The sequence below is a fragment of the Stenotrophomonas sp. STEN240 genome (genome assembly GCF_056756175.1).
The window spans coordinates 118,917-134,207 of the sequence record NZ_JBRRBO010000003.1 but is presented as its reverse complement, the minus strand read 5'-3'; the positions used below and the strand labels follow the sequence as shown (position 1 = coordinate 134,207).

General features: G+C 63.6%; 13 protein-coding genes. 7 read left to right on the top strand and 6 right to left on the bottom strand.

Features of this window, described 5'->3' with window-relative positions; all coding sequences use genetic code 11:
- Positions 1-32 precede the first annotated feature (32 nt).
- Together ACVOKO_RS02510 and ACVOKO_RS02505 are read left to right on the top strand one after the other, a co-directional pair.
- Positions 33-725, top strand: coding sequence for a PepSY domain-containing protein (locus ACVOKO_RS02510; RefSeq protein ID WP_346496943.1), 693 nt, complete (start codon positions 33-35; stop codon positions 723-725).
- Entirely contained in the window at positions 722-2,536 is a 1,815-nt protein-coding gene (locus ACVOKO_RS02505) for a 2Fe-2S iron-sulfur cluster-binding protein (RefSeq protein ID WP_346496941.1), read from the top strand. The genes ACVOKO_RS02510 and ACVOKO_RS02505 overlap by 4 nt, the downstream gene beginning before the upstream one ends.
- Before the next feature lie 452 nt (positions 2,537-2,988).
- On the opposite strand, the gene ACVOKO_RS02500 is transcribed toward ACVOKO_RS02505, so the two are convergent.
- The 5 genes from ACVOKO_RS02500 to ACVOKO_RS02480 all read right to left on the bottom strand — a co-directional run bounded on the left by ACVOKO_RS02500 (position 2,989) and on the right by ACVOKO_RS02480 (position 7,404).
- A complete protein-coding gene (locus ACVOKO_RS02500) occupies positions 2,989-3,531 on the bottom strand; it encodes a DUF411 domain-containing protein (protein ID WP_430980695.1) in 543 nt (180 codons plus the stop codon).
- A gap of 58 nt (positions 3,532-3,589) precedes the next feature.
- Positions 3,590-3,889: an EF-hand domain-containing protein gene (locus ACVOKO_RS02495; protein ID WP_346496939.1), complete on the bottom strand. Its 300-nt coding sequence runs from the start codon at positions 3,887-3,889 to the stop codon at positions 3,590-3,592.
- A 61-nt stretch (positions 3,890-3,950) separates the two neighbouring features.
- Positions 3,951-5,099: a copper resistance protein B gene (locus tag ACVOKO_RS02490; RefSeq protein WP_346496937.1), complete on the bottom strand. Its 1,149-nt coding sequence runs from the start codon at positions 5,097-5,099 to the stop codon at positions 3,951-3,953.
- Entirely contained in the window at positions 5,096-6,913 is a 1,818-nt protein-coding gene (locus ACVOKO_RS02485) for a copper resistance system multicopper oxidase (RefSeq protein WP_346496935.1), read from the bottom strand. Before ACVOKO_RS02485 ends, ACVOKO_RS02490 begins: the two co-directional genes overlap by 4 nt.
- A gap of 119 nt (positions 6,914-7,032) precedes the next feature.
- A complete protein-coding gene (locus ACVOKO_RS02480) occupies positions 7,033-7,404 on the bottom strand; it encodes a CopL family metal-binding regulatory protein (RefSeq protein ID WP_346496933.1) in 372 nt (123 codons plus the stop codon).
- Between the two features lie 413 nt (positions 7,405-7,817).
- Here ACVOKO_RS02480 and ACVOKO_RS02475 point away from each other — a divergent pair, with 413 nt between their 5' ends.
- From ACVOKO_RS02475 to ACVOKO_RS02465, 3 genes are all read left to right on the top strand, one after another.
- The gene (locus ACVOKO_RS02475; protein ID WP_346496931.1) at positions 7,818-8,939 is read left to right on the top strand and encodes a PLP-dependent cysteine synthase family protein; all 1,122 of its coding nucleotides are present in this window, start codon (positions 7,818-7,820) and stop codon (positions 8,937-8,939) included.
- 34 nt (positions 8,940-8,973) lie between these two features.
- The gene (locus ACVOKO_RS02470; protein WP_346496929.1) at positions 8,974-11,004 is read left to right on the top strand and encodes a M3 family metallopeptidase; all 2,031 of its coding nucleotides are present in this window, start codon (positions 8,974-8,976) and stop codon (positions 11,002-11,004) included.
- Positions 11,005-11,083: 79 nt separating this feature from the next.
- Positions 11,084-11,431 (top strand): SH3 domain-containing protein, encoded by a 348-nt coding sequence (locus tag ACVOKO_RS02465; RefSeq protein WP_057627557.1) that lies wholly within the window; start codon positions 11,084-11,086, stop codon positions 11,429-11,431.
- 566 nt (positions 11,432-11,997) lie between these two features.
- Here ACVOKO_RS02465 and ACVOKO_RS02460 read toward each other — a convergent pair.
- Entirely contained in the window at positions 11,998-12,600 is a 603-nt protein-coding gene (locus ACVOKO_RS02460) for a lipocalin family protein (RefSeq protein ID WP_346497003.1), read from the bottom strand.
- A 136-nt stretch (positions 12,601-12,736) separates the two neighbouring features.
- Here ACVOKO_RS02460 and ACVOKO_RS02455 point away from each other — a divergent pair, with 136 nt between their 5' ends.
- On the top strand, positions 12,737-13,054 hold the full coding sequence (locus tag ACVOKO_RS02455) for a hypothetical protein (protein ID WP_346496927.1): 318 nt from the start codon (positions 12,737-12,739) through the stop codon (positions 13,052-13,054).
- Positions 13,055-13,122: 68 nt separating this feature from the next.
- A complete protein-coding gene (locus ACVOKO_RS02450; protein ID WP_346496925.1) occupies positions 13,123-15,222 on the top strand; it encodes a prolyl oligopeptidase family serine peptidase in 2,100 nt (699 codons plus the stop codon).
- Positions 15,223-15,291: the final 69 nt, after the last annotated feature.

Genomic DNA, 15,291 nt, shown 5'->3' with positions numbered 1-15,291 from the left:
GCGGGGCGCGTCATTGAACGAGGACGATGTTGATGAAACCCGCATTCTGGGCACGCCGTGCCCACAAATGGATCGGCCTGGTGATCGGTGTGCAGGCGCTGCTATGGATGCTCAGCGGCGTCTACATGACCGTGGTACCGCTGGACGTGATCCATGGCGACCACCTTGCCCATGTGCATGGCACGCCGTTGCCGGCGCAGAGTGCCCGTGCAGGCGCCGACGTGCTGGCTGCGCGCTACCCGCAGATGGAGTCGTTCCGGCTCAAGCATGTGCTGGATCACGAGGTCTATGAAATCCGCCAGGGCAGACAGAAATTCCTGGTGGATGCTGCCAATGGCGAGCGCATGGCACCGATGGATCGTGAGCAGGCGATAGCGCTGGCTCAGTCGCTGTATCAAGGCGAGGGCGAAGTGGAACGGGTGGAATGGATTACCCGTGCGCCTTCGGAAGTGAAGACCCGCCCGGTGCCGATGTGGGCTGTGCATTTCAGCGGTCGCGGCGATACCACGCTGTACCTGTCACCGGACAGCGGCGAACTGCTGGCGCGTCGGCACGATTTGTGGCGTGGGTTCGACTTCGTGTGGATGCTGCACATCATGGATTATGAAAACCGCACGGACGTAAACAACACCTTGTTGCGTGTTGCCTCGATTGTTGGCTTGGTATTCGCACTCAGCGGCATCTGGTTGTTGTTCTACAGCTTCGGCAAGCGGAGGAACGCATGACGCCCTGGATGCGGACCCTGCACAAGTGGGTGGGCCTGATTGTCGGCCTGCAATTCCTGCTGTGGTTGGGCAGTGGCTTGATGATGAGCCTGCTCGACCCGGAAAAGATTGAAGGCAGCGCCCAGCAGGCTGCAGTTGTTGCCAATCCTGCGTGGCCAGCCGCGACAGTGTCCCCGAGTGTGGCGCTGGCTGCAGCCAAGGGCGAGGTGGCGACACTGGACAGTGGCTGGTTGTTGCAACAGCCGGTGTACCGCCTGCAATCGCCGGAAGGCACCGAGGTCATCGATGCCCGTGATGGCAAGCGCATCGCCATTGATGCGGCGGTGGCGGCGAAAGTCGCACAGGCCGCGTATGCCGGTGATGGTGTTGCAGCAGCGCCGCAGTATCTGCAGAAGACCCTGGAAACCCGCGCGAATCCCGATCCGGTATGGCGCGTGGACTTCAGTGATGTGCAGGACACCAGCATCTACGTGTCCGCACACAGCGGCCAGGTGATGGAGCACCGCACCGCGACGTGGCGGCTGTTCGATATCTTCTGGATGCTGCACATCATGGATTACAGCAGCAGGGTCGACTTCAACAACCCGCTGGTAGTGGGCATGGGCATTGGCGGCCTGTGGCTGGCGCTGACTGGCGTGTGGTTGTTGATTGCCAGCTTCCACCTGCAGGAGTTCATCCCGCGTCGCTGGCGCTCGCGCCGGCAGTTGATGGTGTACGCGCCGGGCGGGGCGCATCTGCGCACGGTCGATGTTGCCAGCGGCGACAGTGTTTATGTGGCACTCGCCCGCGAAGGAATCCATCTACCTTCCAACTGCGGCGGTGGCCAGAGCTGCGGCCTGTGCGAGGTGCGTGTGCGTACCGGAGCGGGCAAGGCAACGGCGGCCGACCGCGCGCACGTACCTGAAGCCAAACGCAAGGTCGGATGCCGTTTGGCCTGCAACCTGCAGGTGGATGACGATATCGAGATAGAAGTGGCCGGCGGTGCCAGCCTGTGGACCGAGCACTGGGCCAGTGTCGAGAAAGTCGTCGCGGTGACACCCTTCCTGCGTGAGATTCACCTGCGGCCGGAGCAGGCGGCGGATACCCGGTTCCAGCCGGGCTGCTATCTGCAGCTGCACGTGCCCGAGTACGAATTGCCGCGCAGTGCGGTGTGGCACCCGGCCGAGCATGACGAGGACTGGAAGGCGCTGTCCTTGCCTGCGGCCTTGCAGAACAAGGCAGCGGTACGCCGTTCCTATTCGCTGGCAACGCCGGTATCGAACGCAGACGGCGGCTTGGTGTTGCTGGTGCGCTTCAGCCCGGGCTGGCAGGAGAATCGAAAGCATCCGCCGGGCAAGGGTTCAAGCTACGCCTATACGCTGCGCGAGGGTGACCGTGTCCGCTACAGCGGCCCCTTCGGCGACTTTGCACTCAGCGGTAGCGAACGGGAGAAGATCTTCATCGGGGCTGGTGCAGGCATGGCGCCGCTACGTGCGCTGATCCAGCAGCGGCTGGATGAAGGTGGTGGCGAGCGTATCCACTATTGGTACGGTGCCCGTTGCGGGCGCGATTGCCCTTATGTCGAGCAGATGCAGGAGCTGGCGCATGAGCATGCCAACTTCAGTTGGCATCCGGTGTGGTCTGGGCAGGGCAGTGATGCGCGCCGTGTGCATGAGGCGATGCATGAAAATCTGTTGAAACAACATCCGGATCTGGCGGGTTGCGAGTTCTACCTGTGTGGCCCTCCGGCGATGTTGGCGGCCACCAGGCAGCTGCTACGCAAGCTGGGTGTTGCAGATGAGCGGGTTGCGTTTGATGACTTCAAGATCTGAGTAGTTGCGGGTCTGGCTGTTGCGGCTGCAGATGTCGGAGGTCTGCAGCTGTTGTAGCTGCTGTTGCTTTGGCTGTTGCTGTTGCTCCGGCTTTCGCTCTAGCTTCGGCTTTGGCTTTGGCTTTGGCTTTGGCTTCGGCTTCGGCTTTGGCTTTGGCTTTGGTTTCGGCTTTGGCTTCGGCTTCGGCTTTGGCTTTGGCTTCGGCTTCGGCTTCGGCTTCGGCTTCGGCTTACGCTTTGGGTATTCCCTTCTCCCGCTTGCGGGAGAAGGTGCCCGGAGGGCGGATGAGGGGAGCTTTTTGACTTGGCTTAGCTGGAAGCTTCCCCTCACCCCAACCCCCGCTCCGCGCCCCGGCCCTTGCGCTAGCGCAAGGGCGTTCGAATGGCTGCGAACCTTTGGTTCGCAAGCAGCCTTTCTCACCCCGTAAACGGGAGAGGGGCTTCAAGCGCAGGTCACTCGTGCTTTGAAAACTCGCTCAACGAACCATCGTTGCCCAACAAAGCAACCGTGAACGCCTGGCGGTAACCATCCGGCGACTCCATCCCCGGCGTACCGACCGGCATGCCTGGCAGCACCAGGCCGCGCGCCTGCGGGCGCTCGGCCAACAGCTTCTTTATGTCTTCCACCGGTACATGGCCTTCCACAACATAGCCGTCGATCTCGGAGGTGTGGCAGGACATCATGCCGTCACCGATTCCCAATCGCTGCTTGACCGCCATCATGTCGCTGGTGTCATTGAGCTGCACCGGGAAACCCGCTGCCTGCATATGCTCGGCCCAGCCGCCACAGCAGCCGCAGTTCGGGTCCTTGTGCACAACCACCAGCGGCAAGGCTTTGCTGGCCGGTGCCGCTTCAACAGTCTTTGCAGGCGCCGCAACTGTAGGCGTAGCTGCTGCGGACGCAGAAGCCGACGGACTTGCATTGCAGGCGCTGATCAGCAAGGTACCGGTAGCCAGCACCAACAGCGATAACATCGGCTTTGAACGAATTTTCATGATCTTGATTCCTTGGGAAGTTCACCGCACCGACCACTTGCGGGTGCGGCAAAGGGCGTCACAGCATCGACAAGCCGCGCTCGAATTCCTTGGCATCCAGCTTGCCGTCGCGGTTGCCGTCGCTCATGCCGAAGTGCGGCAGCAGCGGGTGACGGCTGGGCAGCTCCTCACGGCTGATGAAGCCATCCTTGTTGGCATCAAAGCGCGTGAAAACGGCCGCTGCATCAGCCTGTGGTGCCTTCGCAACAGGCTTGGCAGCCGGCGCGTGATGCTCATGCCCGGCATGTTGCGCATGCGCGATGGAAATGGAAGCAAGGACAATCGCGCCGATCAGCGCAGTTTGGAAACTGGATTTCATTGAATGCATTCCTTGTAGGAAGAATAGGGATGGCGCCGACACGCGGCGCCATCACGGCAGATCAGAACCAGAAGCGCACGCCAGCAACCCAGCGCGATTCACTCACGCCTTCGCCGGCATCACGGTGCAGGTCGGCGGTATCGCCGAACGCGCGCTCGTGCACGAAGCCCACATACGGTGCGAACTTGCGGGTGATCTCGTAGCGCAGGCGCAGGCCGGCTTCCACGCTGCTCAAGCCCTTGCCCACACCACGACGCGGGTCGTCATCGGCAACGATGCTGGCTTCCACCACCGGCTGCAGAATCAGTCGGTTGGTCAACAGCACGTCGTACTCGACCTCGAAGGCCAGCTCGGCCTTGCGCGGTCCGCCGATGTAAGCCATCGCCGAGACTTCGAACTTGTACGGCGACATGCCCTGCAGGCCGAACGCAGCGCGGGTCAGGTCCGGCGATTCACGGTTGTTGTCCTGCCGCACACCGGCTACCACGTCCCACCACGGCGAGATCGAATGCCCGTAAAGCGCGTCCACCGACCAGTCGCCAAGCGCGTTCTCACTGCGCTCACCTTCGCTGCGGATCCACAGGCGGTTGATGTCATTGCCGAACCAGGAATCAATGCCCCAGGCCTGACCGCTGCCGTGCGCGTTGTCCCAGGCTTCCAAGTGGTCGAACACCACCAGGCTGTTGAATGACGGTGCGTGCTCCATGGCATGCGGCTTCAGTACCGGGAAGGCATCGTCGAAGTCCTGCCTGGTAGGCGTCGGGATTGGCTCGCGTGGTGCGTCGCTGGCGCTGCTGCCCTGCATGTTGTGGCCGGCATGCGGATCGGCCGGCATTGCATGCCCCGCGTGCGGGTCTACCGCCGTGCCGTGGCTGGAATGATCTTCCGCCTTGGGCATGGCATGGCCTGCATGCGGATCGGCCGGCATTGCGTGCCCCGCGTGCGGGTCTACTGCCGCGCCGTGATTGGAATGATCTTCCGCCTTGGGCATGGCATGGCCTGCATGTGGATCAGCCGACTTGGCCTTTTCGCCATGGCTGCGATGCGCGGCATGTGGATCAGCCGGCTTGGTCTGGGGCATGTTGTGCCCGGCATGCGGATCCACCGCCGGCTTTGCTTCCACACTGTGGTCCGCATGCGGGTCCTGCGCGAAGGCGCTGCCACTGGCGGCCAAAGCAATGAACAGCAACGAGTGAGAGAAAGTCTTCATGCGTCGATCCTCACTTCGCGCATCATGCCCGCTTCCATGTGGTACAGCAGATGGCAGTGGAAGGCCCAGCGGCCCAGCGCATCCGCGCGCACGCGGTAACTGCGGCGGGTGCCTGGTGGCATGTCGATGGTGTGCTTGCGCAGCTGGAATTCGCCGTCGGCGTTTTCCAGGTCACTCCATACGCCGTGCAGATGGATCGGGTGCTGCATCATGGTGTCGTTGACCAGCACGATGCGCATGCGCTCGCCGTAGTTCAACTTGATGGGTTCAGCACCGGCAAACGGAATGCCGTCGAAGTTCCAGGCGAATTTTTCCATGTGACCGGTGAGATGCAGTTCGATCTCGCGGCCCGGTTCGCGCCCGTCCGGATCCTCGAACAGCGAACGCATCGCGCCGTACGTCAGCACTTTGCGGCCGTTGTCACGCAGGCCGATGCCGGGATCGTCGAGCTTGGGCTCGGTGGCCGAGGTCTGCATGTCGATCAGCGGATTGCCGGCTTCGCTGGGCTTGTGCTTGGGCGACTTGTCACCCGCCGCCGCGCCATGGCCGGCATGTGCATCGTGGCCCATCGCGGCGCCACAGCCGCCTTCCATACCCTTGGCGCCCATGTTGGCACCGCAACCGCCTTCCATGCCGGCATGGTCGCCATGGCTGCCCATGTCGTGGCCCATGTCGCTCATGGTCAGCAGCGGGCGCGGATCGATCTGCGGAATCGGTGCCTGCAGGCCTTGTCGCGTCGCGAGCGTGCCGCAGGCATAGCCGGTGCGGCCCATGTCCTGGGCGAACAGGGTGAAGGCATCCTGGCCGGTGGGTTCGACGATCACGTCGAAGGTTTCGGCCGGGGCGATGCGGAACTCGTCGATGCTGACCGGATGGATGTACTGGCCGTCGGCGGCCACCACAGTCATCTTCAGGCCGGGGATGCGCACGTCGAAGTACGTCATCGCCGAGCCGTTGATGAAGCGCAGCAGCACCTTCTCACCGCTGCGGAACAGGCCGGTCCAGTTGCCGGCCGGCGCAGTGCCGTTCATCAGATAGGTATAGGTGTGGGCATTGATGTCGGACAGGTCGGACGGCGTCATCCGCATCCGGCCCCACATGCCACGGTCGCTGAGCGTCTCGCGCAGGCCGTCCTTGCGCGCGTCGCGCATGAAGTCACCGACCGTGCGCTGGTAGGTGTTGTCATGCATCGGCATCTTCTTCATGCGCCGGAACAGCGCAGTCGGATCCATGTCGGTCCAGTCAGAAAGCATGACCACGTGCTCGCGGTCGAAGTGGTACGGCGGCGGTGCCAGCGGATCGACGATCAGCGCGCCATACAGGCCGGCCTGTTCCTGGAACATCGAATGGCTGTGGTACCAGTAGGTGCCCGACTGCTTGAGCTGGAACCGATATTGGTAGGCCTCGCCCGGCGCGATGCCGTTGAAGCTCAAGCCCGGCACACCGTCCATGTTGGCCGGCAGCAGGATGCCGTGCCAGTGGATGGAGGTCATTTCGTCGGTGAGCGTATTGGCCACGCGCAGGTTGACCGTATCGCCCTCACGCAGGCGCAGAATCGGCGCCGGCAAGGAACCATTTACGGTGATGGCAGGGCGGGTGCGGCCGGTGAAATTGACTGCCGAGCGGCCAATCGCAAGGCTCAGTTCGGTACCGCGCAGCTCAACCGGCGGCACTGCCATGGCACTACCGGCGGCGAAAGCCTGTGGAATGCGGGCCAGGCCGGCACCGGTAACTACGCCGCCAATGGCCAGGCCCTGCACGAAACGACGTCGCGACAGCGCCGAGCGCGGGTCGGAAAGAAAATCAGATGACATGTGGAACTCCCGGTCATGCAGCCGCATCACGATGCGGTGCTGCATGTCCTGAACAGATCAGGGATGCGCCAGGGCGAAGGCCACGGCACAGGTATCTGCAGGGCGCACAGGCGCCGGGTTCAGGCGATGGGAGGGCGGTTGAGCTGGCCTGGGGCCACGTCGTCGCGGGAGGGCAGTGCCGGCATCGGCGCCAATGCATGGCGCATTGGTGCAAGCCGCGTCATCGCGACGCTGGGCAGCATGTTGCAATGCTGTTTGCAGTCGCAGCTGTCACCGCTGGCACAGGGCGAGGCTGCCTTGTCGGCGTCGCCGGCCTCGCACTGCAGGTTGGCTTCCTGCTCGTGGCAGCAGTCGTGTGCGCTGTCGCCGGCTTCCATTGCCATCGACATCGCCTGCATCGGCATGGCCATCGCCGTTGCAGACCACACCGAACCGACCGCACCAGCGATCAGGGTCAGGCACAGCAGCAGGGGCAGCAGGATACGCGGCACGGGCTTTGCGGTTGGAAGCGAGGCTGAACCATAACATTCCTGAGTAGGGGCTGGGCTGAATGGTTGGGGAGAGCGGGTGCGCATACAGGCTGGGTGGAACCGGCTCTGTTACGTCTCTCAAAGCCAAAGCACCCCTCCTCAATCCTCCCCTGCGCCTGCGGCGCAAGGGAGGAGGTAGAAGCCGGCATCGGCCAACTCAACGAGGGCCGCAACCCCCTTGCGGCTGCGCAGGAAGGGAGGAGGTGCGTCCTCCCCGATCAATTGACGACGCCGGCGCTTCTACCCCCTCCCTTGCGCCGCAGGCGCAGGGGAGGGCTGGGGAGGGGTAAGGCTCTGGCAGTAGCTATTGCCAATCCCCAGGCAACCCAAGCAAGTAGAATCCACTCCAGCTTTCACCAATGAAGTGGCGATCCATGTCCCAGCGTGCTTGGGTGGCGGCGGCCATCCACAAGATTGAAGCCGACTACAACCGTTCGGCCGATACCCATCTGATTCCCGTCGATCTGCCCGGTTTCCCGGGTATCGATGTCTATCTGAAGGATGAATCCAGCCACCCGACCGGCAGCCTCAAGCACCGTCTGGCGCGTTCGCTGTTCCTGTACGCGCTGGCCAATGGCTGGCTGCTGGAGGGCCGCCCGGTGATCGAGGCCTCCAGCGGTTCCACCGCCGTGTCCGAGGCCTACTTCGCGCGCCTGCTGGGCCTGCCGTTCATCGCGGTGATCCCGGCCAGCACTTCGCCGGAAAAGATCGCCGCCATCGAATTCCACGGTGGCCGCTGCCATCTGGTGCAGCGTGCCTGTGACCTGAACTGCGAATCCGAGCGACTGGCACGCGAAACCGGCGGCCACTTCATGGATCAGTTCACCTACGCAGAGCGCGCCACCGACTGGCGCGCCAACAACAACATCGCCGAGTCCATCTTCAAGCAGATGGCCGAGGAGCCGCATCCGGTGCCGGAATGGATCGTCTGCAGCCCCGGTACCGGCGGCACCGCCGCTACCCTGGGCCGTTACGTCAGCTATCGCCGGCACGACACCCGCATCCTCTGCGCCGATCCGGAAGTGTCCATCTTCTACGACGGCTACTGCGCCGCGCTGGAAGGCCGCGACTGGCGCACGATGACCTGCGAAGGCGGTTCGCGCGTGGAAGGCATCGGCCGCCCGCGCGTTGAGCGCAGTTTCATCCCCACCTGCGTGGATGCGATGGTCAAGGTGAGTGATGCGCTGAGCCTGGCCGCGATGCGTCATGTCAGCGCCACTTTGGGGCGCCGCGTCGGTGGTTCCACCGGCACCAATTTCATCGGCGTGCTGTATGCGGCGCAGCAGATGCGCCAGGCCGGCCGTGACGGCTCCATCGTCAGCATTCTGTGCGATGCCGGCGAACGCTACGCGCACAGCTATTACAACCCGGACTGGTACACCCAGCAGGGCATCGAGGTAGCCAGCGCCGATGCGGTGGTGGCTACCGCCGTGGCCGGGCAGGGCATGCCGGAGCTGCCTTGTGCCTGGTTGGAAGCGTCGCCATATCAGGTCTGATACCGGCGCAGCCGGAACTGTTTGAAGGAATGCCGTGAACACCCCCAATCCCCTGCTCGATTTCTCTGGCCTGCCGCGGTTTGACGCGATCCGTGCCGAACACGTCACCCCGGCCATCGACACCCTGCTGGCCGAGGCCGAAGCCGCAGTGAAAACCGCCGAGACCGTGGCGCCGGTGAGCTGGGAGGCGTTCGTGGTGCCGCTGGACGATGCCACCGAGCGGCTGTATCGCGCCTGGGGCCAGGTCTCGCATCTACAGGCAGTGGTCAATACGCCGGAGCTGCGCGAGGCGTACAACGCCAATCTGCCGAAGATCAGCCGCTTCGGCAGTTCGGTCGCTCAGAACCCGGCGCTGTACGCGCAGTACAAACTACTGGCCGCCGCGCCGGAAGCCACCAACTACGGCGAAGCACAGCGCAAGGCGCTGGAAAACGCATTGCGCGATTTCCGCCTGGGCGGTGCGGAGCTCGACGACGCAGGCAAGGCGCGTTTCGCTGAATTGCAGGAAGAACTGTCCGGGTTGCAGGCAAAGTTCTCGCAGAACGTGCTTGATGCCGGTGACGCGTTTGCCTTGTACGTGGATGTGGCCGACGACCTGCTGGGCCTGCCCGATGATGTGATTGCCAGCGCCCGCGCGGCCGCGCAGAAGGATGGCCGCGACGGTTACAAGCTGACCCTGCAGATGCCGTGCTACCTGCCTGTGCAGACTTACGCCGACAACCGCGCGCTACGCGAGCAGCTGTATCGCGCCCATGCCATGCGCGCATCGGAGTTCGGCGACGCCGCGTTGGACAACACCGGCAATATCGATCGCATTCTCGCCGTGCGCGCCGAACTGGCGGTACTGCTGGGTTTCGACAATTACGCCGAGTATTCCATCGCCACCAAGATGGCCAGCGATGCAACGCAGGTGTTGAGCTTCCTGCGTGACTTGGCTGCACGTGCCAAGCCCTATGCGCAGCGCGACCGCGCCGAGTTGGAGGCCTTCGCCCGCGAACAGCTGGGCATGGACGAACTGCAGGCCTGGGGCCTTGCCTACGTGGCCGAGAAACTCAAGCAGGCGCGTTATAGCTATTCCGAGCAGGAAGTGAAGCAGTACTTCACCGAACCGAAGGTGCTGGCCGGCCTGTTCGGCGTGATCGAGCGTCTGTACGGCCTCAAGGTCGAGCAGGACAGCGCGCCGGTCTGGCACGAAGACGTGCGCTTCTATCGCCTGGTGGGCGCCGATGGTGCGCTGGTCGGCCAGTTCTACATGGACCTGTACGCGCGCGAAGGCAAGCGTGGCGGTGCGTGGATGGATGACTGCCGCAACCGTCGCGTCACTGCAGCTGGCGTGCAGACGCCGCTGGTCTACCTGGTCTGCAATTTTGGCCGCGGCAATGACGGCAAGCCGGCAACCTTCAGCCACGACGAAGTCACCACCGTCTTCCACGAAATGGGCCACGGCCTGCATCAGTTGCTGACCCGCATCGGCGAGCTGGCAGTTGCCGGCATCAATGGTGTGGAATGGGATGCGGTGGAGCTGCCCAGCCAGTTCATGGAGAACTTCTGCTGGGAGTGGGAACAGGTGCGGGCGATGACCGCGCATGTCGATACCGGCGCGCCGCTGCCGCGCGAACTTTTCGACAAGATGCTGGCGGCCAAGAACTTCCAGAGCGGCATGTTCACCGTGCGCCAGCTGGAGTTCGGCCTGTTCGACATGTTGCTGCACAGCCAGTACCAGCCTGAACAGGAAACCGTGCTGCAGCTGTTGGAGCGCGTGCGTAACGAGGTGGCGGTGAACATCCCGCCGGCCTGGAACCGCTTTGCCAACCAGTTCAGCCATATCTTCGCGGGCGGTTATGCGGCCGGGTATTACAGCTACAAGTGGGCCGAGGTGCTCAGTGCCGACGCCTATGCCGCCTTCGAGGAGGCGCCGGCTGAATTGACTGAAACCGGTGCCCGTTTCCGCGACGAAGTGTTGTCGCGCGGTGGCAGTCGCAGCGCCGCTGAGAACTTCCGCGCCTTCCGTGGCCGTGAACCGCAGATTGATGCCTTGTTGCGGCATAACGGCATGACTGCCTGAACACCGGCCACGGCCAGGGCTGGTCAGCCGGGGCGATGAGGATCAAGCTTGGGGGCACGTATTCCCCGATCTATACGACATGCCCCGGCTAATCACCCGCGTCGCAGCCTGCGCGGCCATCATCGGCGCGGTTCTGTGGTTCCAACCGCGCATCAATGAGCCCGCCGCCCAGGTCAGCAATGGCTTGAACCTACGCAGCGCACCGGACCAGCGCGCCGAGCGCTTGGCGGTGCTGCCGGTAGGTACCACGGTGGAAGTGCAGCGCTGCCTGGCCGATCTGCAATGGTGCAACGTGCGCGCCGATGGCAAGAGTGGCTGGGTAGCGGCCGACTATCTGATTGCCCGCAGCGACGGCAAGAAGGTCAGGCTGGCCGAAGCCGGCAAGCAGATGGGCGTGGTGATAGAAACCGCCAAGCCCGGCGGTTGACCCCGCACCTGTAGAGCCGAGCCATGCTCGGCAGAAGCGTTATGCATAATCCAGGTAGAGCCGAGCCATGCTCGGCTGGGGCATCACACACAATCCAAGTAGAGCCAAGCCATGCTCGGCTCGGGCGTTACCTGTCCGGCGAGACTGCAGCGAAACTTTGGGATTACAGCAAACCTCGTCCCTTCTCCCGCTTGCGGGGGAAGGTGCCCGCAGGGCGGATGGGGGGCTCTGGGTTTGGCTGTGTAGCCGTCGTTTTCCCCCAGTTTCGCGGCTTACGCCGCTCCTACAACAGCGTGATCACGCCGGCCCTGAAGCTGCACCTGTAGAGCCGAGCCATGCTCGGCTGGGGCGTTATCGGTAAAGCCTGCCGAGCATGGCTCGGCACTACGGTTTTGCCCCCTCCCTTGCGCCGAAGGCGTAGGGGAGGGTTGGGGAGGGGTTGGCTCTTCGCTGGGCTGCCGGAATGCCAGCTTCGTGGCTTACGCCGCTCCCACAGGTCCCACATCCGAATTGGCAGCGGGGAAAGCCCCTTGCCGAGCATGGCTCGGCACTACATGAGCAGCCTTTTACTTCTTGTTCGGCACTTCAAAGCCCAGCTTGTCCACCTGCTGTGGATGCTGCGGCACGCGCTTGAGCTTGTCGGTGTTGACGTCGTACTTGTCGCGCAGACGGGTGGCCAGCTGGCGGTAGGTGGCGTTGTCCATGTCCGGCTCGCGGGCGAAGATCCACGCCATTTCGCGGCCTGGGTAGCCAATCAATGCCCAGGAATAATCCGGCGCCACTTCCAGGATGCGGGTGTGGGTGGGCACCACGCGGTAGAACCAGGTGCGCCAGCGGCGGTTGCCGCTGTCTTCGTCAACCTTGGCGCGGATATCTATTTCCTCTTCCGGCTCGGCGAAGCCTTCGCGGAACTGGTAGTGGATGGCGACCTTGTTGTCGTCGCGCAAGGTATAGGTGTTGACGCTGGCCACATGGCCGCGCTCGACGAAGTTGGGCACGCGGCCAATCACATACCAGCGGCCCATGAAGCGCTGCAGGTCAATCGGGCCCTCGGCGATTCCTTCCTCCACCGTCGTTGCCGTCGGGGCAGCCTCCTGCGCGTGGGCCGGGATCAGCGGCAGGGCAAGGCTCAACAACATGACAGACAGGAAAACGGGAATGGGTCGCATTGCGGGCAGGGCACCAGTGAAGGTCAGGGCAGCATGTTCGACGGGCAGCGATGGGCGCGTCAATGGCAGGTCGCAGTCTGTGAGATGGCGGCCGCCGAGGATGCACTCCAACACAGCCATGTTGCCGGAGAACGTCATGACCAAGCCGCTTGCATCGTCATCCCGTCGTAACGCGCCAGAAGCGCCTGATCCGCGCGTGCTGCGCTGCGTCAGGCAGGCGGCGCTGGCCGGTCTGGCGCTGGTGCTGGTGTGGCCGGCGGCCCGCGGCCACAGCCAGTGGATCGGCTGGTTGCCGCTGTGGCTGCTGGGGATGCCGCTGTCCGCGTGGTGGGCGCTGTACCGCTTTCGCCTACCCGCAGCTTGGCGGAACCGCCACGCCAAGCCGCGTAAGCGCGGCCCGCAGGCTACCCGTGGCCGCCCGCCGGCCCGGCGCCGTCTGCCACAGGCGGCCTGACCTTCGACACGTGGGGGCGGGGCAGGGCCTGTGCTAGCGTTCGCGGCTTATGACCGCATGGAGCCAACATGTCTCGACTCACCTCCGCCTGCCTTGTGGCAGGTCTGCTTTCTTCCGGCCTGGCCGGGGCCGCCATGGCCGCTGACGATTCCCAGGACAAGTACGCCTGGCTGGAAGACGTCACCGGCGACAAACAGCTGGGCTGGGTGAAGGAGCAGAACGCCAAGTCCGAAGGCCGCCTGGCTGTGACCCCACAGTTCAAGGCGATGGAATCCGGCATCCGCGAGGTACTGGATTCGGACGCCAAGATCCCGGGTGTGGAGAAGATTGGCGACTATTACTACAACTTCTGGAAGGACAAGCAGCACGAGCGCGGCGTGTGGCGCCGTACCACCCTGGTGGAATACCGCAAGGCCGAGCCGCTGTGGGAAACCGTGCTGGACCTGGACGCGCTGAACAAGGCCGAGGGTGAGAACTGGGTATGGCATGGCGCCAACTGCCTGCGCCCGGAATACAACCGCTGCCTGATCGCGCTGTCGCGCGGCGGCGCTGACGCCGATGTCACCCGCGAGTTCGACATTTCCAGGAAGGATTGGATCAAGGACGGTTTCTTCCGCGCCGAGGCCAAGGGCGGCCTGGGCTGGATCGACCAGGACAACGTCTTCGTCTACACCGACTTCGGGCCGGGCTCGATGACCACCTCCGGTTACCCGCGCGTGGTCAAGCGCTGGCAGCGCGGCACCCCGATCACCGCCGCTACCCCGGTGTATGAGGGCAAGCCGGAAGACATGTACATCGCGGCGATGCATGACGACACGCCGGGCTTCGAGCGCAACTTCGTCAGCCGCACGATTGCGTTCTACAACAACGAACTGTTCCTTATCGGCGCCGATGGCAAGTTGACCAAGGTCGACGCGCCGAACTCGGCCGAAAAGGGCGTGCGCCGCGAATGGCTGACCCTGGAACTGCGTGAGCCGTGGACTGTAGGTGGCAAGACCTACGCTGCCGGCTCGCTGCTGGCAACGAAGTTTGATGACTTCATGGCCGGCAAGCGCGAGTTCGACGTGCTGTTCGCCCCCACCGAGACCACTTCGCTGGCCGGCACCACCTGGACCAAGTCGCACGTGGTGTTGAACGTGCTGGACGACGTCAAGAATCGCCTGAAAGTACTGACCCATGGCAAGGATGGTTGGGTTTCCAGCGATTTCACCGGTGCACCGGCTTTCGGCACGATTGGTGTTGGCGCGGTGGACGCGGATGAAAGCGACGCGGTGTGGATGACCGTCACCGACTACCTGACCCCGACCACGTTGGCACTGGCCGAAATCGGCAAGCAGCCGGAAGTGCTCAAGACCATGCCGGCGTTCTTCGACGCCAGCGACAAGGTGATCGAGCAGCACTTCGCCACCAGCAAGGACGGCACCCGCGTGCCCTACTTCGTGGTGCACGACAAGGCGATGAAGCTGGACGGCTCCAACCCGACCCTGCTGTACGGCTACGGTGGCTTTGAAATCTCGCTGACCCCGGGTTATTCCGGCGGCATGGGTCGCGCCTGGTTGGACAAGGGCGGCGTGTATGTCGTTGCCAACATCCGTGGCGGTGGCGAGTACGGCCCGCGCTGGCACCAGGCGGCGCTGAAGCAGAACCGTCACAAGGCGTATGAGGATATGGCAGCGGTGGCGCAGGATCTGGTCAGCCGCAACATCACCTCGGCCAAGCACCTGGGCGTGCAGGGCGGCAGCAACGGCGGTCTGCTGACCGGCAACATGCTCACCCAGTACCCGGAGCTGTTTGGCGCAGTGGTGGTGCAGGTACCGCTGCTGGACATGAAGCGCTACAGCCATCTGTTGGCTGGTGCCTCGTGGATGGCCGAGTACGGCAACCCGGACACGGCCGATTGGGAATTCATCAAGACCTTCTCGCCTTACCACCTGTTCGACCCGGCCAAGAACTACCCGCCGGTGCTGTTCACCACCTCCACCCGCGATGACCGCGTGCACCCGGGTCACGCCCGCAAGATGGCGGCCAAGATGATCGACGCAGGCAAGGACGTGACCTACTACGAGAACATCGAAGGCGGCCACGGTGGCGCGGCAAACAATGCGCAGGCTGCGCATATGTCGGCACTGGCTTACAGCTTCCTGTGGGAGCAGCTGAGCAAGAAGTGATGCTTGGTTTGAAGTTGTTTTCGTTTTGAAGTGATGCAAAACAAACGCCACCGAAAGGTGGCGTTTGTT

What these genes read in the sequence shown, in the direction of transcription:
- ACVOKO_RS02500 (WP_430980695.1), bottom strand. Translation starts at nt 3,531, where the DNA reads ATGAAAATTCGTTCAAAGCCGATGTTATCGCTGTTGGTGCTGGCTACC.
- ACVOKO_RS02495 (WP_346496939.1), bottom strand. Translation starts at nt 3,889, where the DNA reads ATGAAATCCAGTTTCCAAACTGCGCTGATCGGCGCGATTGTCCTTGCT.
- ACVOKO_RS02510 (WP_346496943.1), top strand. Translation starts at nt 33, where the DNA reads ATGAAACCCGCATTCTGGGCACGCCGTGCCCACAAATGGATCGGCCTG.
- ACVOKO_RS02485 (WP_346496935.1), bottom strand. Translation starts at nt 6,913, where the DNA reads ATGTCATCTGATTTTCTTTCCGACCCGCGCTCGGCGCTGTCGCGACGT.
- ACVOKO_RS02490 (WP_346496937.1), bottom strand. Translation starts at nt 5,099, where the DNA reads ATGAAGACTTTCTCTCACTCGTTGCTGTTCATTGCTTTGGCCGCCAGT.
- ACVOKO_RS02455 (WP_346496927.1), top strand. Translation starts at nt 12,737, where the DNA reads ATGACCAAGCCGCTTGCATCGTCATCCCGTCGTAACGCGCCAGAAGCG.
- ACVOKO_RS02475 (WP_346496931.1), top strand. Translation starts at nt 7,818, where the DNA reads ATGTCCCAGCGTGCTTGGGTGGCGGCGGCCATCCACAAGATTGAAGCC.
- ACVOKO_RS02450 (WP_346496925.1), top strand. Translation starts at nt 13,123, where the DNA reads ATGTCTCGACTCACCTCCGCCTGCCTTGTGGCAGGTCTGCTTTCTTCC.
- ACVOKO_RS02460 (WP_346497003.1), bottom strand. Translation starts at nt 12,600, where the DNA reads ATGCGACCCATTCCCGTTTTCCTGTCTGTCATGTTGTTGAGCCTTGCC.
- ACVOKO_RS02465 (WP_057627557.1), top strand. Translation starts at nt 11,084, where the DNA reads ATGCCCCGGCTAATCACCCGCGTCGCAGCCTGCGCGGCCATCATCGGC.
- ACVOKO_RS02505 (WP_346496941.1), top strand. Translation starts at nt 722, where the DNA reads ATGACGCCCTGGATGCGGACCCTGCACAAGTGGGTGGGCCTGATTGTC.